The organism is Streptomyces sp. NPDC093544 (assembly GCF_040683495.1).
Classification (GTDB): Bacteria; Actinomycetota; Actinomycetes; order Streptomycetales; family Streptomycetaceae; genus Streptomyces.
Genome location: NZ_JBFBEA010000010.1, coordinates 17104 through 38018, shown reverse-complemented (window position 1 = coordinate 38018; position 20915 = coordinate 17104). Strand labels below are relative to the sequence as shown.

The 20915-nt window shown below is 70.7% G+C and carries 20 protein-coding genes; 15 read left to right on the top strand and 5 right to left on the bottom strand.

What is annotated here, in order from left to right; genetic code table 11:
- The first annotated feature begins 700 nt into the window (after positions 1-700).
- On the top strand, positions 701-1993 hold the full coding sequence (locus AB0N66_RS16695) for a hypothetical protein (RefSeq protein WP_365434595.1): 1293 nt from the start codon (positions 701-703) through the stop codon (positions 1991-1993).
- Positions 1990-3231 (top strand): type VII secretion-associated serine protease mycosin, encoded by a 1242-nt coding sequence (mycP, locus tag AB0N66_RS16690; protein WP_365434592.1) that lies wholly within the window; start codon positions 1990-1992, stop codon positions 3229-3231. Before AB0N66_RS16695 ends, mycP begins: the two co-directional genes overlap by 4 nt.
- Before the next feature lie 46 nt (positions 3232-3277).
- On the opposite strand, the gene AB0N66_RS16685 is transcribed toward mycP, so the two are convergent.
- Positions 3278-4258: a serine hydrolase gene (locus AB0N66_RS16685; RefSeq protein ID WP_365434589.1), complete on the bottom strand. Its 981-nt coding sequence runs from the start codon at positions 4256-4258 to the stop codon at positions 3278-3280.
- Between the two features lie 149 nt (positions 4259-4407).
- On the opposite strand from AB0N66_RS16685, the gene AB0N66_RS16680 reads away from it, so the two are divergent.
- The gene (locus tag AB0N66_RS16680) at positions 4408-5142 is read left to right on the top strand and encodes an SseB family protein (RefSeq protein ID WP_365434586.1); all 735 of its coding nucleotides are present in this window, start codon (positions 4408-4410) and stop codon (positions 5140-5142) included.
- A gap of 61 nt (positions 5143-5203) precedes the next feature.
- Here AB0N66_RS16680 and AB0N66_RS16675 read toward each other — a convergent pair whose 3' ends face one another.
- Positions 5204-5569 (bottom strand): DUF1844 domain-containing protein, encoded by a 366-nt coding sequence (locus AB0N66_RS16675; protein WP_365434583.1) that lies wholly within the window; start codon positions 5567-5569, stop codon positions 5204-5206.
- Positions 5570-5939: 370 nt separating this feature from the next.
- Here AB0N66_RS16675 and infC point away from each other — a divergent pair, with 370 nt between their 5' ends.
- From infC to AB0N66_RS16625, 10 genes are all read left to right on the top strand, one after another.
- The gene (gene infC, locus AB0N66_RS16670) at positions 5940-6680 is read left to right on the top strand and encodes a translation initiation factor IF-3 (RefSeq protein ID WP_365435260.1); all 741 of its coding nucleotides are present in this window, start codon (positions 5940-5942) and stop codon (positions 6678-6680) included.
- A 151-nt stretch (positions 6681-6831) separates the two neighbouring features.
- Positions 6832-7026 (top strand): 50S ribosomal protein L35, encoded by a 195-nt coding sequence (gene rpmI / locus AB0N66_RS16665; RefSeq protein ID WP_365434580.1) that lies wholly within the window; start codon positions 6832-6834, stop codon positions 7024-7026.
- Between the two features lie 110 nt (positions 7027-7136).
- Complete coding sequence (rplT, locus tag AB0N66_RS16660; protein ID WP_365434577.1) at positions 7137-7520, top strand: 50S ribosomal protein L20; 384 nt, start codon at positions 7137-7139, stop codon at positions 7518-7520.
- Between the two features lie 158 nt (positions 7521-7678).
- Positions 7679-8539, top strand: a complete 861-nt coding sequence (locus AB0N66_RS16655; protein WP_365434574.1) for an RNA methyltransferase — start codon at positions 7679-7681, stop codon at positions 8537-8539.
- Positions 8540-8589: 50 nt separating this feature from the next.
- Entirely contained in the window at positions 8590-9792 is a 1203-nt protein-coding gene (locus AB0N66_RS16650) for an ATP-binding protein (protein ID WP_365434571.1), read from the top strand.
- Between the two features lie 146 nt (positions 9793-9938).
- Positions 9939-11066, top strand: a complete 1128-nt coding sequence (gene pheS, locus AB0N66_RS16645; RefSeq protein ID WP_365434568.1) for a phenylalanine--tRNA ligase subunit alpha — start codon at positions 9939-9941, stop codon at positions 11064-11066.
- On the top strand, positions 11066-13573 hold the full coding sequence (gene pheT / locus AB0N66_RS16640) for a phenylalanine--tRNA ligase subunit beta (protein WP_365434565.1): 2508 nt from the start codon (positions 11066-11068) through the stop codon (positions 13571-13573). Before pheS ends, pheT begins: the two co-directional genes overlap by 1 nt.
- Positions 13574-13992: 419 nt before the next feature.
- Positions 13993-15048, top strand: a complete 1056-nt coding sequence (locus tag AB0N66_RS16635; RefSeq protein ID WP_365435257.1) for a PP2C family protein-serine/threonine phosphatase — start codon at positions 13993-13995, stop codon at positions 15046-15048.
- Between the two features lie 292 nt (positions 15049-15340).
- Positions 15341-16681, top strand: coding sequence for a transcriptional regulator (locus AB0N66_RS16630; RefSeq protein ID WP_365434562.1), 1341 nt, complete (start codon positions 15341-15343; stop codon positions 16679-16681).
- Positions 16682-16801: 120 nt separating this feature from the next.
- Positions 16802-17347 (top strand): NUDIX hydrolase, encoded by a 546-nt coding sequence (locus AB0N66_RS16625; RefSeq protein WP_365434559.1) that lies wholly within the window; start codon positions 16802-16804, stop codon positions 17345-17347.
- A 27-nt stretch (positions 17348-17374) separates the two neighbouring features.
- Here the strand turns inward: AB0N66_RS16625 and AB0N66_RS16620 are convergent, their stop codons facing one another.
- Together AB0N66_RS16620 and AB0N66_RS16615 are read right to left on the bottom strand one after the other, a co-directional pair.
- Positions 17375-17632, bottom strand: coding sequence for a hypothetical protein (locus AB0N66_RS16620; RefSeq protein WP_365434556.1), 258 nt, complete (start codon positions 17630-17632; stop codon positions 17375-17377).
- 189 nt (positions 17633-17821) lie between these two features.
- Positions 17822-18682: a 3-hydroxybutyryl-CoA dehydrogenase gene (locus AB0N66_RS16615; protein ID WP_365434554.1), complete on the bottom strand. Its 861-nt coding sequence runs from the start codon at positions 18680-18682 to the stop codon at positions 17822-17824.
- A gap of 168 nt (positions 18683-18850) precedes the next feature.
- On the opposite strand from AB0N66_RS16615, the gene AB0N66_RS16610 reads away from it, so the two are divergent.
- Positions 18851-20083 carry a family 10 glycosylhydrolase gene (locus AB0N66_RS16610; protein WP_365434551.1) on the top strand — a complete coding sequence of 411 codons (1233 nt, stop codon included), beginning with the start codon at positions 18851-18853 and terminating at the stop codon, positions 20081-20083.
- 1 nt (position 20084) lies between these two features.
- Here the strand turns inward: AB0N66_RS16610 and AB0N66_RS16605 are convergent, their stop codons facing one another.
- Positions 20085-20279, bottom strand: a complete 195-nt coding sequence (locus tag AB0N66_RS16605) for a DUF1918 domain-containing protein (RefSeq protein ID WP_365434548.1) — start codon at positions 20277-20279, stop codon at positions 20085-20087.
- 195 nt (positions 20280-20474) lie between these two features.
- Here AB0N66_RS16605 and AB0N66_RS16600 point away from each other — a divergent pair, with 195 nt between their 5' ends.
- Positions 20475-20912, top strand: a complete 438-nt coding sequence (locus AB0N66_RS16600; protein ID WP_365434545.1) for a GNAT family N-acetyltransferase — start codon at positions 20475-20477, stop codon at positions 20910-20912.
- Positions 20913-20915 lie beyond the last annotated feature (3 nt).

Genomic DNA, 20915 nt, shown 5'->3' with positions numbered 1-20915 from the left:
GTCTCCGACGACCGGTCAGTCGTCGAGGCTGGACCAGCCGCCGAGGCCGGACCAGTTGCCGCCACCGGACCAGCCTCCGACGCCTGCTCAGCCTCCGACGCCGGATCAGTCGCCGACTCCGGGCCGACCGTGGACTTCCGACCAGCCTGCGAGGTCGGGTTACTCGCCGAAGCTGGAGCAGTCTCCGACGCCCGCTCAGCCGCCGAGGCCCGACCAGTCGCCGACTCCGGGCCGGCTGCGGACCCCTGACCAGACTGCGAGGCCTGGTCAGTCGTTGAGGCCGGACCGGTCTCCGACGGTCGGTCATTCACCAGGGCCGGACCAGTCTCCGACCCCCGCTCAGTCGTCGAAGCCGAACCGGCCCCCCGCGCCCGGGCAGTTCCCGGTGCCCGATCAGCCGTCGGCTCAGGACGGGTTGCGGACCTCGGCCCGGCCCTCGTCGCCGGGACGGGCCGCCATGCCGGAACGGGGCCCCGCGCAGGGATCGGTTCCCTCACCAGGAGGCCCCCCGTCCAGGGGGGACGCCCTGCTGCCGCCCCGTACCCAGGCCCCGCCATCAGGACGTCCCCCGACGGCCGGGCGCCGTCCGATGCCCTCGCAGTCCGGCGAAGCCTCGTCGCGTCCGCCCCGCCCGCAGGCGCCTCCGGTTAGCGGCGGCGTCCCGTCGGAGCGGCCGTCCCGTCCGACCGGGCCGACCTCTGTGGGGAACGGCGTCGGCTCGGCCCCGGCGCAGCCGGGATCGCAGCCCTGGGAGGGCGACGGCGGTCCCCGGTCGTCCAGGGCGGACACAGGCGCGGGGCGCGGTCCTCGCGTACCGTCGCCGCCCAAGTCGTTCGACTTCTTCGACTTCTCCGCCGACGCGGAAGCGCGGACTCCGGACGCGCAGGGTGCCCCGACGCAGTCGCCCGGTGCGGCTCCCCGCCGCGAGGAGCAGACTCGGCGATTCCCGGGTCTGCGCCCGCCCCGGCGGCCCGACCCGGCGTCCCCGCCCCCGCCGCCGGCCTCCGCCCGGTTCCCCGACGCGCCCCCGGCACCCGGTGAGGGTCGGCGTACCACCGTGCCCGAGGAGAGCGCCACGGAGACCACCAGGCGGCTCCGGCCCATCCCGGCCGAGGCGCCCGCACGGCCCCCGGTCGCCGCACCCCCGACGGAAACCCCGGTCGTGGAGCGCCCGTTCGTGTCCTTCGGACAGCCGGAGACGTACGACGACACCGTGCGCGTACGCCCCCACGGCGGACGCACCCGGCCCCGGGCGCTGGCCGCCGCGGCCTGCGTCGTGCTGGGGCTCGGCCTCATCGGCGGCGCGGTGACGGGGAGTTGGCTGACCGGCGAGAGCTCGGCCGGCTCCGACGCGCGGACCGAGTTCGCGTCGGCCGGCGAACTCTGGCACAGCGTGCCGGTGGACCAGCTCTTCCCGCCCACCGTGCAGGGCGAGGGCGCCGGACCCGGCGGTGCCGACCGCATCTGGACTCGGGTCGCCGTCGCCCCGGACACCGGCTGCGCGAACGCCTTCGACCCCCTCCTGCGCCAGGCCCTCGCACCGGTGGGCTGCCTGCGGCTGCTGCGCGCCACGTACACGGACGCGACCCGGAGCCTCGTCACCACCGTCGGCCTGCTGTTCACCAAGGCGGACGCGACGGCCATGACCGCGCTGAAGACCCGCTTCCAGAAGGACGGCCTGGACCGGCGCACCGATCTGATGCCCCGCCCGTACGCGGTGGAGGGCACCGTCGCGGCCGGCTTCGGCGACGGCCAGCGCGCCTCCTGGACGGTGTCGGTCCTCACCGACGCCCCCGTCGTCGTCTTCGCCGTCTCCGGCTTCGCCGACGGCCGCGCCGTCACCGCCCCGCAGGCCGCCGAGGACGCCATGAAGTCCGGTGCGACCACGGCCCCGGCCCAGGCCGGCCTCGGCCACGAGGCACAAGGCCTCGCCGACCGCGTCGAGCGAGGCTTCCGCAAGACCGTCACCTCGCCCACGGAGAAGCCGTCATGACCCGCGGCGCGGACCGCGCACGTACCCGCGGGGCCGACCACGTCGGTACCGGCCGCCCCCGCGGCCTCGGCACCCGCAGAGCCGGACTCCTCAGCGTCCTGCTGGCCGCCTCCCTCGCCCTGGTCCCCGCCACCACCGCCCACGCCGACGGCATCCGCGCCCAGCAGTGGGCCCTCGACGCGATGCACACCCAGGAGGCCTGGCAGACCACCAAGGGCCAGGGGATCATCGTCGCCGTCCTCGACACCGGCGTCGACGACCAGCACCCCGACCTGGCGGGCAACGTCCTCGCGGGCAAGGACATGGTCGGTTTCGGAGCGACCCGCGGCGACCGGGCGTGGGCCAGGCACGGGACCGCCATGGCGGGGATCATCGCCGGCCACGGACACGGGCCGGCCGACGCCGACGGCGTCCTGGGCATCGCCCCCGCGGCCAAGATCCTCCCCGTCCGCGTCATCCTCGAAGACGGCGACTCCTCCCGTACGAAGGCCCGCAACACCCGTGGCAACGCCCTCGCCGACGGCATCCGCTGGGCCGCCGACCACGGCGCCGACGTCATCAACCTCTCCCTGGGCGACGACTCCGCGTCCGCCCACCCCGAACCCGCCGAGGACGAGGCCGTCCAGTACGCCCTGAAGAAGGGCGCCGTCGTCGTCGCCTCAGCCGGCAACGGCGGCGAGAAGGGCGACCACATCTCCTACCCCGCGGCCTACCCGGGCGTGATCGCCGCGACCGCCGTCGACAGCAACGGCACCCGCGCCTCGTTCTCCACCCGCCGCTGGTACGCCACCGTCAGCGCCCCCGGCGTCGACGTCGTCATCGCCGATCCGGACGAGCGGTACTACGAGGGCTGGGGCACGAGCGCGGCCTCCGCGTTCGTCTCCGGCGCGGTCGCGCTCATCAAGGCGGCCCACCCGGACCTGACCCCGGCCCAGATCAAGCAGCTCGTGGAGGACACGGCCCGCAACGCCCCCGCGGGCGGCCGTGACGACTCCCGCGGCTACGGCTTCATCGACCCCGCGGCCGCCATCAAGGAGGGCGGCCGGCTCAAGCCCGAGGGGATTCGGGCGGCGTACGGCCAGGAGTACTTCGGAACGGGCCCGGACAACCCCGACGACGACACGGATCCCGCCGGCTGGGTCGGGCCGCTCGCGGGCGGCCTCGGCGCGGTTCTGCTCGCCGCGGCGGTCGTCCTGTGGCGGGGCCGCAGGGGACCGCGCGAGTACGACGGCTTCTGACAGGACGGCCTTCGTACGAACCAGGGAGTGGCTGTGGCCGCCGAAACTAGGGGGCGGCCGTGGCCGTGGGATCGGCAGTCGTGTCCTGGAACACCGAAACCGCCGCCTTCGCCGCCGCCTCGACCAGCGAGATCCCCTTCGTCTTCGTCGTGGTGCCGTTCGACAGCACCGCGACCAGGTAGTCGTGGCCGTCGGCGGTGACCCGCCCGATGCTGTTGATGTCCCACAGCCCCGTCGTGCTGCGCGCCAGCCACCCGTTCTTCAGGGCCCAGTCGGAACCGTCGGCCGCGGCCGACACACCCCAGTGCTGATCGACGGCTATGTCACTCATGAGCCCCTGCATGTACGTCTGCGAGGTCTCGCTGAGTTTCGAGTCGTCGCCGAACACCTGCTGCAGCAGGGTGAGTTGATCGGCCGACGTGGTCTGCGTCAGACCCCACAGCGCACCGTCCCCGCCCGCCGTCTCCGTCAGCCCGAAGCTCTTGTTCGCGGTGTTGAGGCCGTCCGCCGTCCCGATCGCGTTCCACAGGGCGGTCGCGGCCGTGTTGTCGCTGTTCTCGATCATCAGGGTGGCGTTGGCCTTCTCCGTCGCCGTCAGCTGCCGGTCCGCGTCCTGCGCCTGGAGCAGCAGCGTGGCCAGGATGTCGACCTTGACGATGCTCGCCGTGTCGAAGGCCTCCGCGCCGTACGCGGCGCTCTCGCCGGAGTCGACGTCAAGGACGGACGCCGACATCTCGGCGCCGCTCGGGACCGCCACGGACTTCTTCACCGCGTCGGCGAGCAGCGCGTCCCGGTCCACCGCGGGCGCCGTGACGGGTTCCACCGATGCCTCCTCGCTGACGCTCGGCGACGCCGAGGACGGAGAGGACGACGATACGAGGTCCTGGCCGTCGTGCGCCTGGGCCTTCATATATACGGCCCCGGCCGCCGTACCGCCCACAAGGACGACGGACGCCACCGCGGTGTACAGGAAGGGCATGCGCCTGGACGGGCGGGCGCGACGTCTACGGGCACTTTGACGGTCCATTCCGCGATGCTGGGCGCCTGGCCTGTGCCCGTGGTTAGACGCATGTGAAATCTGCGTCAGGGATGGATGAGAATTCGATGAGACCCGTCAAGTCCATGTTTCAGGGGCCGCACAAGCCCAGCAGCATCCCCCCGATAGGGTCGGGGACCGTGGCGAACAAGAACATTCCCGACTCCGGCTTCTCCGACGACGACGGCTCCGCCGATCCCCGGCTGAGCGCGGCGCTCACCGCCTGGGCCGAGGACCGCAGCGCCGTAGGGCCGGTCCTGGAGGCGCTCAGGGGCGCCCGGCTGCTCGTGCCCGTCGTAGCCGTCCTCGGCGAGGTCGAGGAGGACGAGAACGGGCTGCGCCGCGAGAAGACCAGCGACATGGCCGTGCCGACCCTGAAGGCCGGGAACCGTACCGCGCTGCCCGCCTTCACCTCCACCGAGTCACTGGCCCGCTGGGATCCCGAGGCCCGCCCCGTCGCCGTACCCCTGCACCAGGCCCTGCAGGCCGCCGCGCACGAGAAGGCCGATACCGTCGTACTCGATCTGGCGGGCCCCGTGCCGTACGAGCTGACCGGCCCCGCGCTGCTCGCGCTCGCCGAGGGGCGTACGAACACGGATCCCCTTGCCGACCCGGCCGTCACCGAAGCCGTACGTGCGGCCGTCGTCGCCGAGCCGGCGGTGCTCCGCGCGCATCTCGGCCCGGGGCAGGCGGACGGCACCCTGGCCCTCGTACTGGACGCGTCCGCGCCCCCCGCCGAGACCGCCCGCGCGATCGCCGAACGGCTGGCGGCCGACGAGACACTGAGGGCCCGCCTGGTGCGCGGCCTCGACCTGGCACTTCTGCCGGCCGGGGCGACGCCGCCGGGCGAGCCCTTGTACGTACGCGAGGTGTGAGCCGCTCGTGGAGCGGATGAAGCAGCCGTGGGCCGGTTGAATCAGCCGGGGACCGGGTGAGTCAGCCGTAGATCGGGCCCGTGTACTTCTCGCCCGGGCCCTGGCCCGGCTCGTCCGGGACGATCGACGCCTCGCGGAACGCCAGCTGGAGCGACTTGAGACCGTCGCGCAGCGGTGCCGCGTGGAAGGAGCTGATCTCGGTCGCGCTCGCGTCGAGCAGCCCGGCCAGCGCGTGCACCAGCTTCCGCGCCTCGTCCAGGTCCTTGTGCTCGTCACCCACCCCTTCCTGTGGGGCCAGGCCGAGCTTCACTGCGGCCGCGCTCATCAGGTTGACGGCGACCGTGACGATCACCTCGACCGCGGGGACCTCGGCGATGTCGCGGGTCATGGTGTCGTAGTCGGGCGTCTGGGGAGGGGTGTCACTCATGACCTCCACGATAGGTCCCGGACGGGGACCGGCCCCAATTGGCCTCGGTTAGCCCTTCTCAGTCCGAGCTGCTAACCTTGTGTTACGACCGGTCGGGCGCGCGAAGAAGCATGTCAGCGTGCTCGGCCCACAAGTGGAGGCTCCGATCTCCCACCTGACTGTCCTCCGGGACGGCGGGTCACCCGGTCAGGCGGTCACCATCGTTCCGTACGGACGATGGAGTCGCCCGAAGTGCGCCCCGCGGACCACCGCGGCGGTGCTCCGGTAGTCCTTGGAGCCCCGCCTGTGTCCCGTCCGGGGCATTTTTCATGTCCCGCGGTGGTTGGTCCAACTGTCATCAGAGACATACGCGGCTGTCCGCCAGACCGCCGTGTGGTGCTACCGAGGAGGATCCATCAGCACCGAGCCCCGCATCAACGACCGGATTCGCGTTCCCGAGGTGCGACTTGTCGGGCCCAGCGGCGAGCAGGTCGGGATCGTTCCGCTTGCCAAGGCCCTTGAGCTTGCTCAGGAGTACGACCTCGACCTGGTCGAGGTGGCGGCGAGCGCTCGCCCGCCCGTCTGCAAGCTCATGGACTACGGGAAGTTCAAGTACGAGTCGGCCATGAAGGCCCGTGAGGCGCGCAAGAACCAGGCGCACACGGTCATCAAGGAAATGAAGCTCCGGCCGAAGATCGACCCGCACGACTACGACACCAAAAAGGGTCACGTCGTCCGGTTCCTCAAGCAGGGCGACAAGGTCAAGATCACGATCATGTTCCGTGGTCGCGAGCAGTCCAGGCCGGAGCTCGGCTACCGACTGCTGCAGCGTCTCGCCACGGACGTCGAGGACCTCGGGTTCATCGAGTCGAACCCGAAGCAGGACGGCCGAAACATGATCATGGTTCTCGGCCCGCACAAGAAGAAGACCGAGGCGATGGCCGAGGCCCGCGAGGCCCAGGCGGCTCGCAAGGCCGAAGCGAAGGCCAACCCGGGCAAGTCGCAGAACGCTCACGAGAGCGACATCGACGGCGAGGGAATCGACGGTGAGGACATCGACAGCGAGGACATCGCTGACGACGTCGAGGCCGCCGAGGCTCCGGCCCCGGCATCCGCATCCGCCGAGGCCTGATCCCAGGGCGAAGGCCCCGGGAGCCCAGGACGAGAGTCCAGGGAGTCCCGGGACACCAGTCCAGGGATGTCAACCGATACATATGACGTTCCACCGTGCCCGGTTTCACGACCGGGCACCGGAACGCCACTGACGAGGAGAGAACGGCGCTATGCCGAAGAACAAGTCGCACAGCGGTGCCAGCAAGCGCTTCAAGATCACCGGCTCCGGCAAGGTGCTCCGTGAGCGTGCCGGCAAGCGCCACCTGCTCGAGCACAAGTCGTCCCGAGTGACGCGTCGCCTCACCGGCAACGTCGAGGTGGCCCCGAGCGACGCCAAGAAGATCAAGAAGCTTCTCGGCAAGTGACGCAGCGGCGCCTGATCGTTCGATCGCCGCGCGCCGTACGTCAGGACCGGGACCCCATCGATTTCGGGCCGTGTGAGTCCCACCACGGCCCCGCTGCAAGGAGTTAACAAGTGGCACGCGTCAAGCGGGCAGTCAACGCCCACAAGAAGCGCCGGGCGATCCTCGAGGCCGCCAAGGGTTACCGCGGTCAGCGTTCGCGCCTGTACCGCAAGGCCAAGGAGCAGGTCACCCACTCCCTGGTCTACAACTACAACGACCGCAAGAAGCGCAAGGGCGACTTCCGTCGGCTGTGGATCCAGCGCATCAACGCCGCTGCCCGCGCCAACGGCATCACCTACAACCGCTTCATCCAGGGTCTGAACGCGGCCAACATCGAGGTCGACCGCAAGATCCTCGCGGAGCTGGCCGTCAACGACGCCAACGCGTTCGCCGCGCTCGTCGAGGTCGCGCAGAAGGCGCTGCCGTCGGACGTCAACGCGCCGAAGGCCGCGTGACGCTGCGCTGGGCCTGAGCCGACGTGACTGTGCGGACCCGTGGGTTTTTTCCTGCGGGTCCGTTGCGTTGAGTGGTGGGGGCCGGGTTCGGCACCGCCGTTGTCCGCCGTCGTGGTTGATCGCCGTTGCGGCGGAATTTGGTACCGAAGGTGAGTCGAATGTCCCCCATCACCCCTGACCTGATCTCCCCGCGTTCGTCTCGCGTGGCTGCCGCGCGGCGGCTGGCCAGGCGGAACTTCCGGGGGAAGGAGCGGCTGTTCCTCGCGGAGGGGCCGCAGGCCGTGCGGGAGGCGGCGGCGCATCGCCGCGACGGGATCGCGACCCTCGTCGAGCTGTTCGCGACGGTCGAGGCCGCGGAGCGGTACGCCGACATCGTCGCGGACGTCCAGGACGCCGGCGCACGGGTGCACCTCGCCGCCGAGGAGGTGATCGCCGACATCTCGACGACCGTCACACCGCAGGGGCTTGTCGGGATCTGCCGATTCCTGGACACGCCCTTCGAGGAGATCCTCAAGGAGCGCCCCAAGCTCGTCGCCGTACTCGCGCATGTGCGCGACCCCGGGAACGCCGGCACCGTGCTGCGGTGCGCGGACGCAGCCGGTGCCGAGGCCGTCGTGCTCACCGACGCGTCCGTGGATCTTTACAACCCCAAGGCCGTACGGGCCTCGGTGGGGTCCTTGTTCCATCTGCCCGTCGCCGTGGGTGTGCCCGTCGAGCGGGCGGTACAGGGGCTCAAGGACGCAGGTGTACGGATCCTCGCGGCCGACGGTGTCGGGGAGGACGACCTCGACGACGAGCTGGACAAGGGCACCATGGGCGGGCCGACCGCCTGGGTGTTCGGGAACGAGGCATGGGGACTTCCGGAGGAGACACGTGCGCTGGCGGATGCCGTCGTGCGCGTACCCATCCACGGGAAAGCCGAGAGCCTGAACCTCGCCACCGCCGCGGCCGTATGTCTTTACGCGTCCGCCCGTGCACAGCGCGGCTCCGGAGGGTGCCGCTCCGTCACCGAGAGCTAGTAGGGTGACCTGCTCGGGGCCCACTGCCAGACGAGAGGTGGGGTACGGGGATGAGTGTCGGCACGAGCGGTGCGCACAAGGCACCGCGAGCACGGGACGTGCGCGGTACACCCGCGTCCCGGCGCGGTGATGCCGCCGAACTCGGAGCCGATCAGGAAGCCGGTCAGCTTGCCGGCCTCGGAGCCGGTCTTGGCATCGACCCCGACGACCTCCCCGATGGACTCGTCATCGCCGACGAGCGCGGCCGCGTGATCTGCTTCAACGCCGCCGCCGCCCGTATCGCGGCCGTGTCCGCCGCCGACGCGCTCGGCCGCCCGCTCGAATGGGCCCTCCCCTTGGAGGATCTGGAGGGGCGCAGGTGGTGGCAGGTGACCGACCCGTACGGCGGTCTCGCCATCCGGGTCGGACAGCCCGAACGGAATCTGCTGCTCCCCGGCGGGCGCGAGGTGCTCGTCTCCGCGCGGTATGTGCGCACGCGTCCCACCGGCCCGGTCCACCGTGTCGTCGTCTCCCTGCGCGACACCGAGGCCCGCCGCCGTACCGAGCGCAGCCATGCCGAGCTCATCGCCACCGTCGCCCACGAACTGCGCTCGCCGCTCACCTCCGTCAAGGGCTTCACGGCCACGCTGCTGGCCAAGTGGGAACGGTTCACGGACGACCAGAAGAAGCTCATGCTGGAGACCGTCGACGCCGACGCCAACCGGGTCACCCGGCTCATCGCCGAACTGCTCGACATCTCACGCATCGACTCCGGCCGGCTCGAAGTGCGCCGCCAGCCCGTCGACATGGGCGCCGCCGTCGGCCGCCACATCCAGGCCTACGTCGCATCCGGCCAGTCCGCCGACCGCTTCCTGGTGCGCATCGAGCATCCGCTGCCCGCCCTCTGGGCCGACCCCGACAAGGTCGACCAGGTGCTCAGCAACCTGATCGAAAATGCGGTGCGCCACGGCGAGGGAACCGTCACCATTGACGTCACGCCCTCGGCTTCCCCGCGCGAAGGGGAAGACGGTAAGAACGAAGCCACGTCGGTCACGGTGAGCGACGAGGGCACCGGCATCCCGGAGGAGTCCATGAACCGCGTCTTCACCCGCTTCTGGCGGGGCAGCAAGCGCGGCGGGACGGGCCTCGGGCTCTACATCGTCAAGGGCATCGTCGAGGCCCACGGTGGCACCATCACGGTCGGCCGCGCCCCCGGCGGCGGCGCCCAGTTCCGATTTACGTTGCCCGTGGGCACCCCGGCGTATCTGCTGTAACGCCGAGCGAGGACCCACGGGCGCATTCGCACACGTCACCCCCGTTAGACTCGGCCTCTGGCACCTTTGCGTCCCCATGTCAGGGACGAAGCGTCTCCGAGCCGTAGACGGGGACCCCAGCCAGCCAACCGGAAGCACGGGAAGAGATGTCGGCACCGAATAAGTCGTACGACCCTGTAGAGGTCGAGGCCTTGAAACCGGAAGAGATCGAGCGCATGCGGGACGAGGCGCTCGCCGCCTTCGCGGCCGCCGGTGACCTCGACGCGCTCCAGGAGGCCAAGGTCGCCCACACCGGCGGCACCTCCCCGCTGGCCCTCGCCAACCGCGAGATCGGCGCCCTGCCCCCGCACGCCAAGGCCGCCGCCGGCAAGCTCGTCGGCCAGGCCCGTGGCGCGGTGAACAAGGCGCTCGCCGCCCGTCAGACCGAGCTGGAGGCCGACCGCGACGCCCGTGTGCTGGTCGAGGAGGCGGTGGACGTCACGCTGCCCTACGACCGCGTGCCGGCCGGCGCCCGGCACCCGATCACCACGTTCATGGAGCGGGTCGCGGACGTCTTCGTGTCCATGGGATACGAGATCGCGGAGGGCCCCGAGGTCGAGGCGGAGTGGTTCAACTTCGACGCCCTCAACTTCACGCCCGACCACCCGGCACGGCAGATGCAGGACACCTTCTTCGTACAGGGCCCCAAGGGCACTGAAGGCGACGAGTCCGGTGTCGTGCTGCGCACCCACACCTCGCCCGTGCAGGCCCGCGCCATGCTCGACCGCGAGCCGCCGGTCTACATCGTGTGCCCCGGCCGCGTGTACCGCACGGACGAGCTGGACGCCACGCACACCCCGGTCTTCCACCAGATCGAGCTCCTCGCCATCGACGAGGGCCTGACCATGGCCGACCTCAAGGGCACCCTGGACCACATGGTCCAGTCGCTCTTCGGCGCCGACATGAAGACCCGGCTGCGCCCGAACTACTTCCCCTTCACCGAGCCGTCCGCCGAGATGGACATGCTCTGCTACGTCTGCAAGGGCGAGTCCGTCGGCAACCCCGACCGCCCCTGCCGGACCTGCTCCTCCGAGGGCTGGATCGAGCTCGGCGGCTGCGGCATGGTCAACCCGCGGGTGCTGATCGCCTGCGGCGTCGACCCCGAGAAGTACAGCGGATTCGCCTTCGGGTTCGGCATCGAGCGGATGCTGATGTTCCGCCACAGCGTCGAAGACATGCGAGACATGGTCGAGGGCGACGTCCGGTTCACCCGGCCGTTCGGGATGGAGATCTGATGCGGGTCCCGCTTTCTTGGCTGCGGGAGTACGTCGACCTGCCGGCGACGGAGACCGGGCGCGACGTCCAGGCCAAGCTCATTTCCGCCGGCCTCGAGGTCGAGACCGTCGAGCAGCTCGGCGCCGACCTCAAGGGCCCCCTCGTCGTCGGCAAGGTGCTGACCATCGAGGAACTGACGGAGTTCAAGAAGCCCATCCGCTTCTGCACCGTCGACGTCGGCACCGCCAACGGGACCGGTGAGCCGCAGGAGATCGTCTGCGGCGCCCGCAACTTCGCCGTCGGCGACAAGGTCGTCGTGGTCCTGCCGGGCGCCGTCCTGCCCGGCAACTTCGCGATCGCCGCGCGCAAGACGTACGGCAAGACCTCGCACGGCATGATCTGCTCCGGCGACGAGCTGGGCATGGGCGACGACGGCAGCGGCGGCATCATCGTCCTGCCGCCCGAGGTCGAGGTCGGCAGCGACGCCATCGAGCTGCTCCAGCTCGTCGACGAGGTCCTCGACATCGCCGTCACGCCCGACCGCGGTTACGCGCTCTCGCTGCGCGGGGTGGCCCGCGAGGCCGCCATCGCGTACGGCCTGCCGCTGAGGGACCCGGCGCTGCTCGACGTACCGGCCCCGAACGCCTTCGGCTACCCGGTGCGGGTCTCCGACCCGTTCGGCTGCGACCGCTTCACCGCGCGTACGGTGACCGGTCTCGACCCTGAGGCCCGCTCCCCGATCTGGCTGCGCCGCCGCCTCCAGAAGGCGGGCATGCGCCCGATCTCGCTCGCCGTCGACATCACCAACTACGTGATGCTGGAGCTCGGTCAGCCCCTGCACGCCTACGACCGCACCCGCGTCCAGGGCGCGATCGGTGTGCGCCGGGCCGAGCAGGGCGAGAAGCTCACCACCCTCGACGGCGTCAAGCGCACGCTGGACGCCGAGGACCTGGTGATCACCGACGACCGCGGCCCCATCGGCCTCGCGGGCGTCATGGGCGGCGCGAACACCGAGATCGACGACACTGAGGGCACCACCACCGAGGTCGTCATCGAGGCGGCGCACTTCAACGCGCTCTCCATCGCCCGCACCGCCCGCCGGCACAAGCTGGCCTCCGAGGCGTCCAAGCGCTTCGAGCGCGGCGTCGACCCGCAGGCCGCGTCCGCCGCGGCGCAGCGGACCGTCGACCTGCTCGTGATCCTCGCGGGCGGCTCCGCCGACGCGGGGGTCACCGAGGTCATCGCACCGTCCGCGCCGCACACCATCACGATCCCGGCGAACCACCCGGACAAGGTGGCCGGTGTCGACTACGGCCGCGAGACCGTCGTACGCCGTCTCCAGCAGGTCGGCTGCGACGTTTACGGGCAGGACGAGCTGATCGTCAGCGTGCCGTCCTGGCGGCCCGACCTGACGGACCCGAACGACCTGGCGGAGGAGGTCATCCGCCTGGAGGGCTACGAGAACCTGCCCTCCACCCTGCCGAAGCCCCCGGCGGGCCTCGGCCTGACCAACAGGCAGCGGCTGCACCGCCGTGTCGGCCGCGTCCTTGCCGGTGCCGGATATGTCGAGGCGCTGAACTACCCCTTCATCGGTGAGCACGTCTTCGACCAGCTCTCGCTGGCCGCCGACGACCCGAAGCGCAAGGTCGTCACGCTGGTCAACCCGCTCTCCGACGAGGAGCCCGCGCTCCGTACGACGCTGCTGCCGGGCCTGCTCGGCGCGCTGCGCCGCAACGACGGCCGGGGCAGCCACGACCTCGCGCTCTTCGAGACCGGTCTGGTCTTCCACCCGCGCGAGCAGCTCCGCGTCGCCGGGCGGCTGCCCGTCGACCGCCGGCCCACCGACGAGGAGATCGCGTCGCTCACCGCCGCGCTCCCCGCCCAGCCCCGGCACGCCGCCGTCGTCCTCGCGGGCGCCCGCGAGCAGGCCGGCTGGTGGGGCAAGGGCCGCCCGGCGGACTGGGCCGACGCGATCGAGGCGGCACGCTCGCTGGCCCGCGAGGCGGGGACCGAACTCCTCGTCCGTGGCGGGCAGTACGGGCCGTGGCACCCCGGTCGCTGCGCCGAGCTGGCCGTTGTCGTCGACGGTGCGGAAAAGGTCATCGGGTACGCCGGTGAGCTGCACCCCGGTGTCCTGAAGACACTGGGTCTGCCCGCTCGCACCAGCGCGATGGAGCTCGACCTGGACGCGCTGGAGCAGGCGAGCGCGGGCGTCCCGAAGGGCCCGAAGATCTCCACCTTCCCGGTGGCGACCCAGGACGTCGCGCTGGTCGTCGACCGGTCCGTGCCGCACGTGGACGTCGAGGCGGCGCTGCACGAGGGCGCGGGCGAACTGCTGGAGTCCATCCGGTTGTTCGACGTCTACGAGAACAGCGAGCAACTCGGCGAGGGCAAGAAGTCCCTGGCATACGCGCTGCGTTTCCGTGCCGCCGACCGGACCCTGACCGTCGACGAGGCCTCCGAGGCGCGTGACGCGGCGGTGGCCCTCGCGGGCGAGCGGACCGGGGCGGTCCTGCGCGGGGCATAGCGGACGGCTGACAGTCCGGCTGAGGGGTACATCCGTGGCACTGGATGTACCCCTCACTCCTTCGGGTGACAAGTCCGGGCGATCTGGCCCGATCGAGGCATGCGGTCGACAGAATCGGACCGGCCTCGCGGAGGCCCTCTGCGCTGTCAGGGCCTATTGGGGGGCCAATCGGCATGATCCGTATCAAGGCTGGTGGGGCTCCCTACAGGGCGACGCCCCGTACGCATGCGCGGGTGCTGGCCCGGGCGGTCCTCCCCGGGGTCGGCCGGGGGAACGGTCTGCGGGCCGGGCTCGCCCGGGCGGTGCGCGGAAGAAGACCTCGGCCGGTCAGAAGGCGTGGCCTTCGAGTAGGCCTCGGGCGGGCGGTCCGCAGGGCCGACCGGCGGCCGTTGCGGCGGGCACTGACCGTGGGGCTGCCCATGGTCTGGGGCGCGATGGCGATCACGTACAAGATGACCTGCCCGCTCGCGCAGCAGGACGGGTTCTGTGCCCGCATCGTCACCTGCGCGGTCTTCTTCGCGGTCGGCACGGGGCTGATAGTCCACGTCAGAACGGGACTGCTGCGGGAGCTCCGGCAGATCCGCAAGGTCGCGGGCGCCGCCCAGAGTGTGCTGCTGCGGCCGCTGCCCCCGCGGATCGACGGGCTGAACGTCGCCGCGGCGCAGCTCTCCGCGGATCGTGGTGCGAGCGTCGGCGGTGATCTGTACGAGGTGATCGCCACCGAGCACGGTGTACGGGTCGTCATGGGTGACGTCCGCGGGCACGGTCTCGGGGCCATCGGAACCGTCGCCGCCGTCCTCGGCAGCTTCCGCGAGGCCGTGCACGACGAGCCCGAACTGGGCTGCGTACTGAGAAGACTTGAGCGGGCGCTGGCCCGGCATCTGCGGGAGCTGGCCCGCGCCGAGCACCCCTCGTCCGGCCTCGACCCCGACAGCCCGGTCGCCGAGGAGTTCGTCACCCTGCTGCTTCTGGAGATCCGCTGCGACGGCGCGGTGTACGCCGTCAACTGCGGTCATCCGTGGCCCTATCTGCTGCGCGGCCAGGCCGAGCCGACCGGTGTACGCGGCCGTGTCGAGCGACTGTCCTGCGCTGAACCCCTGCCCCCGCTCGGGCCGTTCCCGCTCCCGGACGAGCTGCCCGTCCTGCGCTACGGCCAACTGCTGCCCGGTGAGGGGCTCTTCCTGCACACCGACGGAGTCGAGGACGCGCGCGACGCACAGGGCCGGTTCTTCCCCCTGCGGGCCGCACTCACCGACGCCGTCCGCGTCCAGCCGCTCGCCCCGCAGTCCGTGCTGAGCGCGGTGTTCGGCCAGGTCCTGAGCCACACGGGCGGGATGCCCGCGGACGACATAGCGGTGCTGGTGCTACGTAACGACCGTAGGCGTGTCCCCGCGCAACAGCATCCACCAAGTGACGTGAACACAGAGCTTTTAGGGGCGCGGGGAACTGCGCGACAAGCCCCCACGCACCCGTAGCCGACAAGCACCAGCAGCACTCCGGCGAAACCAACGGAGTGCCGCCGTCCGCCCCGCCACGGAGTGTCGGGCAGGCAGCTGGGCGGACGGCGCGGGATCGGGCCGCCGCACTGTACGAGGGGGAGCCGGCGGCCCGGCCGGCCTCTTGCGAGGCATCTCAGTCAACCGGCCGGGAACGCTCTGCGACAGCGCGTGTACTGCCCGGATGCGAGCACTCTGTTCACACCCCGTGTGAAACAGGACCCACTACGCTGACGACACGGTCGGCACCGAGCCACCCGGGGGGCCTCCTATGCAACCCAATACTCTGCTCGACGCGATTCTCGACGAGGCCGGCATCTCGCACGCGGGACTCGCCGCTCACGTCAACCAGGCAGGGAGAGCGCGCGGTCTCGCGCTCAGGTACGAACACACCGCCGTCGCACGGTGGTTGAAGGGCCAGCGGCCGCGCGGCCAGGTACCCGACCTGATCTGCGAAGTGCTCGCGGTCAGACTTCACCGGCCCGTCACGCTCGACGACATCGGTCTCGGCGTACCCGGCGAGCCGTCCGCCCCGCACGGCACCACACTCTCCGGTTTCGTCGAGCGGGCCACCGCGCTGTGGCGCTCCGACGAACAGCAGCGCCCGCACATCCTCGGCGCACCGGCCGTCACCGGAACACCCGCCGTGATGCCGGTGTGGGAGTGGGAGAACCCGCCCGAGGACGTGGACGTCTCGCGCGGCGGACGTCACCACGTGAGCATGGCCGACATCGACATGCTCCGTGCGGCACGCGCCCACTACGAGCAGATGTACCGCAAGGCGGGCGGCATCGCGACCCGCACCCGGATCGTCGGCTTCCTCAACTCCGAGACCGCGCCGCTGCTGCGCGGCAGCTACACCGACGCCACCGGACGCCAACTCCACCGCGCGACCGGCGGGTTGGTGGCCATCGCGGGCATCTGCGCCTACGACTCGGACGCGCACGGCCTCGCCCAGCGCTACTTCCACCAGGCGCTGCGCCTCGCGAAAGCCAGCGGGGACAGGGGACTTGGGGCGTACGTGATAGCTCTCCTGGTCAACCAGTCGCTCTTCATGCGGGAGCACCGGCAGGCTGTCGCCTTCGCCGAGGCCGCGCTGCGCGCCGCAGGGCGGCAGATCACGCCGGCGCTCGCCTCCGACCTCTACGCGATGCAGGCCAAGGCGTACGCGCACCTAGGCGACGGCAGCAGCGCACTGTCCTGCATCCGGCGTGCGGAGCAGGCCGCCGACCGTATCCGGCGCGGTTACGAACCCGACGAGACGGGCTATGTCCAGCCGGGCCTGGTCAACGTACAAGTGGCGGAGGCGCTGCTCAGCCTCGGCGACCTGGTGGCGGCCGGCGAGCACGCGGTGGCCGCCGTCGACAACCCGGCCCACGACCGGGGACGGGTGCACCGGCTCGCCATGCTCAGCCAGATCGAACTGCGCCAGGGCAACGCCGACAAGGCGGTCGCCACCGCACTCCAAATGGCCGAACAGGCACGGGGGATGGAGTCCCAGCGGCTGCGCGACAGACTGCGCGCGGTACGCGAGCATCTGGTGACCAGTGGGTGCGCGGGCACTTCCGAGGCCGCGGAACTCATCGACGGGGCACTGCGCGTACCGCTGTAGAACACCGACCCGCTGTCGCCCCACTGTCGACCCGCTGCCGAGGCGTGCGCCGCTGTGCGCCTGCTGTCAGAACGTTCCTGCTGCCATATTGCCATCTACTCGGCGGAAGGTGGCAGAACCGTGCAGTGGACGAAACAGAACGAACAAACTGTGTATGAAAACCGCTGGTTCAGCGTCAATCTTGCAGACGTTGAGCTGCCGGACGGCCGGCACCTCGATCACTTCTTGATACGGCTGCGCCCCGTGGCCGTGGCCACTGTGGTGAACGCGGCCAATGAGGTGCTGCTCCTGTGGCGGCACCGTTTCATCACCGACAGCTGGGGATGGGAACTCGCGGCGGGCGTCGTCGAGGACGGCGAGGACATCGTCGTCGCGGCGGCCCGCGAACTGGAGGAGGAGACCGGCTGGCGACCAGGACCCCTGCGTCATCTGATGACCGTCGAGCCCTCCAATGGGCTCACCGACGCCCGGCACCACATCTTCTGGGCCGACGAAGGCGCGTACATCGGCCACCCTGTGGACGACTTCGAGTCCGACCGTCGGGAATGGGTTCCCCTCAAGCTCGTCCCCGACATGGTCGCCCGCGGCGAGGTCCCGGCCGCCAACATGGCTGCCGCACTGCTCCTTCTGCACCATCTCAGGCTCGGGCAGGACGCGTTGCCCTGATTCCATCCCCCCACGGCGTCCAGGGGCCTAGTGGCCCAGAGCCTGCCAGACCGCCACGGCCAGCGCGCCCACGGCCGCGACGACCGCGAGGGTGGGCAGAGGCCAGCGAGTGTGTTCGAGGGCGACGAGCCGTGCGCTCAGGTCGTCGAGATCCTTGGCGGTCTGGTCGTCGCGCTGAGTGAGCAGCGCCAGTCCGCCCTCGATGCGGGTGAGACCCACCTCGATGGACTGGCGTAACTCGGCGAGTTCCCTCGGTGCCACGGGATGCTCGGGGTTGGCGGTCACGAGTCAGCTCCTTTCCGTAGTCGTCACAGCCATTGACTGTGCACGGAAAGTCAACTCGCCTGGTGGTTGCGTGGGGAGCGTGTGCGAGCGGCATATGCGGGCCCGGCGCGCACACGGCGTGTGAATGGCGCGGGCCCGGCACCGAAAGGGGTGCCGGGCCCGCGTGAGCCTGAGTCTGACCGTGCGTAATCAGGCGTAGGTGTAGAAGCCCGAGCCCGACTTCCGGCCCAGCCGTCCGGCGTCCACCATGCGCTGGAGCAGCGGGGGCGCGGCGTACAGCGGCTCTTTGTATTCCTCGTACATCGAGAACGCGACCGAGGCCACGGTGTCGAGGCCGATCAGGTCGGACAGCTTGAGCGGGCCCATCGGGTGGGCGCAGCCCAGCTCCATGCCGTTGTCGATGTCCTCGCGGCTCGCGATGCCCGACTCGAACATCCGGATCGCGGACAGGAGATAGGGGATCAGCAGTGCGTTGACCACGAAGCCGGAGCGGTCCTGGGCGCGGATCGCGTGCTTTCCGAGGATCTTCTCGACGAGCGACTGCGCCCGGCTGAGGGTGCCCTCGGACGTGGTGAGTGCCGGGATCAGCTCGACGAGCTTCTGCACCGGGGCCGGGTTGAAGAAGTGGATGCCGATGACCTGGTCGGGACGCGAGGTGGCGACGGCGAGCCTGACCAGCGGGATCGAAGAGGTGTTGGAGGCGAGGATCGCGTCCTGCCGGGTCACCACCTGGTCGAGGACCTGGAAGATCTCCGTCTTCACCTGCTCGTTCTCGACGACGGCCTCGATCACCAGGTCACGGTCGGCGAACTCGCCGAGGTCCGTGGTGAAGCTGAGCCGCGCCAGGGTCTCGTCCCGCTCCTCCTCGGAGATCTTCCCGCGTTCGGCCGCCTTGGAGAGGGAGTTGAAGAGCCGGGTACGGCCGATCTCCAGGGCTTCACCGGTGGTCTCGGCCACCTTGACATCAAGACCGGCGCGGGCGCACACCTCGGCAATGCCCGCTCCCATCTGGCCGCAGCCGACCACTCCGACGCGTTCGATGTCGGTCACATCGTCCCTTTCCGCTGATCATCGGCCTTGGCAGGTTGCCCGTCGTGAGGGGCCTGCTCCGATCGTGCACGTTACTCCCAAGTATCGATGATCGATCGTGCGGGTCAGGCATGCTGTGCGGGGAGACGATCCGTGACGAGACGGATCCGCTGTGTAGGGGGTGCGGGAATGGGGCGACTGTCACGCCGGGCGTTCACGTTGGCCGCGGCGGCGACGCTGTCGGGGCTCGCGACGGGGGGAGATGCCGCGGCCGTTCCTGAGGGGCCTCGCGCGGTGGGGGAGATGCGCGGGATGTGGCTGGCGACCGTCTCCAACCGCGACTGGCCCTCGCGCACCGGACTGACCGCCGCCCAGCAGCGCACCGAACTCCTCGCCCACCTCGACACTGCCGTACGCCGCCGTCTCAACGCCGTGATGTTCCAGGTGCGCCCCACGGCCGACGCGATGTGGCCCTCGCCGTACGAGCCGTGGTCCCAGTACCTCACGGGCGTTCAGGGCAGGAACCCGGGCTGGGACCCACTCGGCACCGCGGTCGCGGAGGCCCACGCCCGCGGCCTCGAACTGCACGCCTGGTTCAACCCGTACCGGATCGCGAACCACACCGACCCGACGCGGCTCGTGGCGAGCCACCCGGCCCGCAAACACCCCGACTGGGTCGTCCCGTACGGCGGGAAACTCTACTACAACCCCGGACTGCCCCAGGTCCGCGCCTTCGTCCAGGACGCCATGCTCGACGCGGTGAGCAGATACGAGATCGACGCCGTGCACTGGGACGACTACTTCTACCCGTATCCGGTCGCCGGGCAGGTCTTCGACGACGACGCGGCCTACGCGGCGTACGGCGCGGGCTTCCCGGGCCGGGCCGCCTGGCGGCGCGACAACATCGACCGGCTGGTACGGGAGATGGCGGACCGCATCAAGGAGATCCGGCCGGCGGCGCGCTTCGGCGTCAGCCCCTTCGGGGTGTGGCGCAACGCGACGACCGACCCGCTGGGCTCGGCGACCCGGGCCGGCGTGCAGACGTACGACGATCTGTACGCCGACACCCGGAAGTGGGTCCGTGCGGGCTGGATCGACTACATCGTCCCTCAGCTGTACTGGAACATCGGCCTCGCCGCCGCCGACTACGCGAAGCTGGTGCCCTGGTGGGCCGCGGTCGCGAAGGGCACCGGCGTGCAGTTGTACGTCGGGGAGGCTCTGTACAAGGCCGGTGATCCGGCGCAGCCCGCCGCCTGGCAGGACCCGGCCGAGCTGTCCCGGCATCTCACCTTCGCCCGGGACCACCCGCAGGTCGGCGGGCATGTGTTCTTCTCGGCCAAGGAGGTCGGGGCCGACCGGATCGGTGCGATGGCACGCGTCGTCGCCGACCACTACCAGCAGCCGGCACGGTCCGCGCGCTGATCTACCGGCCGGTGTCCCTGTGCCGGATCTCGGAGTCCGGGCCCGGCGAGCACACGGCCTCGCGCCCGTCCTGGAAGCGCACCCGGTACGGGGGAGTGCCCTCCGTACCCATGACTTCGACGATCTCCGAGATCTTGTCCTGCTGCCCGACGACCCGGCCGTGCTGCACCAACTGGTCGCCCTTTACTGCACGCATCTGAACTGCCTCCTCGTCCTGCTGTACGGGAGTAGCGATCCGTGGTGGCAAGTCTACGACTGGTAGCGCCGGTTGAACCGGGCCTTGCCTGGTCCGGGGCGGAGCCGACGGGTGGCGGTGCGGGGGGACGCGTGACGGCACAGGGGGGCGGAAAACCGTTCGACCCCCGGCAGCCCGAGCTGCGACTGTCCCCGTATGACCGACACACAGAGCCTCCCCGAGGGCTATGAGATCTCCGCCGACTCCGCACGCATCGACATTGAACGAGTTCACCGCTGGCTCTCCACCGACGCGTACTGGGCCCTCGGGCGTTCGCGTGAGACGCAGGAGCGCGCGATCGCGGGGTCGCTCAACTTCGGTGTGTACGACGGGACTTCAGGGGAGCAGGTCGCGTACGCCCGCGTGGTGACCGACGAGGCGACCTTCGCCTGGCTCTGTGACGTCTACGTCGACCCGGTGGCCCGGGGCAAGGGGCTGGGCACCGCGCTGGTCGCCGCCGTACGCGGGCACCTCGAACCGCTAGGCGTACGCCGAGTGCTGCTCGCCACGCAGGACGCGCACGGTGTCTACGAGAAGCTCGGCTTCAAGGCGCTGGACCGGCCGGACCAATGGATGGCGCTCATCTTGCGGTGATTT

Excerpts from the sequence above, each read along its gene's own strand:
- mycP (WP_365434592.1), top strand. The coding sequence starts at position 1,990 with ATGACCCGCGGCGCGGACCGCGCACGTACCCGCGGGGCCGACCACGTC.
- AB0N66_RS16685 (WP_365434589.1), bottom strand. The coding sequence starts at position 4,258 with ATGGACCGTCAAAGTGCCCGTAGACGTCGCGCCCGCCCGTCCAGGCGC.
- AB0N66_RS16675 (WP_365434583.1), bottom strand. The coding sequence starts at position 5,569 with ATGAGTGACACCCCTCCCCAGACGCCCGACTACGACACCATGACCCGC.
- rpmI (WP_365434580.1), top strand. The coding sequence starts at position 6,832 with ATGCCGAAGAACAAGTCGCACAGCGGTGCCAGCAAGCGCTTCAAGATC.
- AB0N66_RS16655 (WP_365434574.1), top strand. The coding sequence starts at position 7,679 with ATGTCCCCCATCACCCCTGACCTGATCTCCCCGCGTTCGTCTCGCGTG.
- AB0N66_RS16650 (WP_365434571.1), top strand. The coding sequence starts at position 8,590 with ATGAGTGTCGGCACGAGCGGTGCGCACAAGGCACCGCGAGCACGGGAC.
- pheS (WP_365434568.1), top strand. The coding sequence starts at position 9,939 with ATGTCGGCACCGAATAAGTCGTACGACCCTGTAGAGGTCGAGGCCTTG.
- pheT (WP_365434565.1), top strand. The coding sequence starts at position 11,066 with ATGCGGGTCCCGCTTTCTTGGCTGCGGGAGTACGTCGACCTGCCGGCG.
- AB0N66_RS16635 (WP_365435257.1), top strand. The coding sequence starts at position 13,993 with ATGGTCTGGGGCGCGATGGCGATCACGTACAAGATGACCTGCCCGCTC.
- AB0N66_RS16630 (WP_365434562.1), top strand. The coding sequence starts at position 15,341 with ATGCAACCCAATACTCTGCTCGACGCGATTCTCGACGAGGCCGGCATC.
- AB0N66_RS16610 (WP_365434551.1), top strand. The coding sequence starts at position 18,851 with ATGGGGCGACTGTCACGCCGGGCGTTCACGTTGGCCGCGGCGGCGACG.
- AB0N66_RS16605 (WP_365434548.1), bottom strand. The coding sequence starts at position 20,279 with ATGCGTGCAGTAAAGGGCGACCAGTTGGTGCAGCACGGCCGGGTCGTC.
- AB0N66_RS16600 (WP_365434545.1), top strand. The coding sequence starts at position 20,475 with ATGACCGACACACAGAGCCTCCCCGAGGGCTATGAGATCTCCGCCGAC.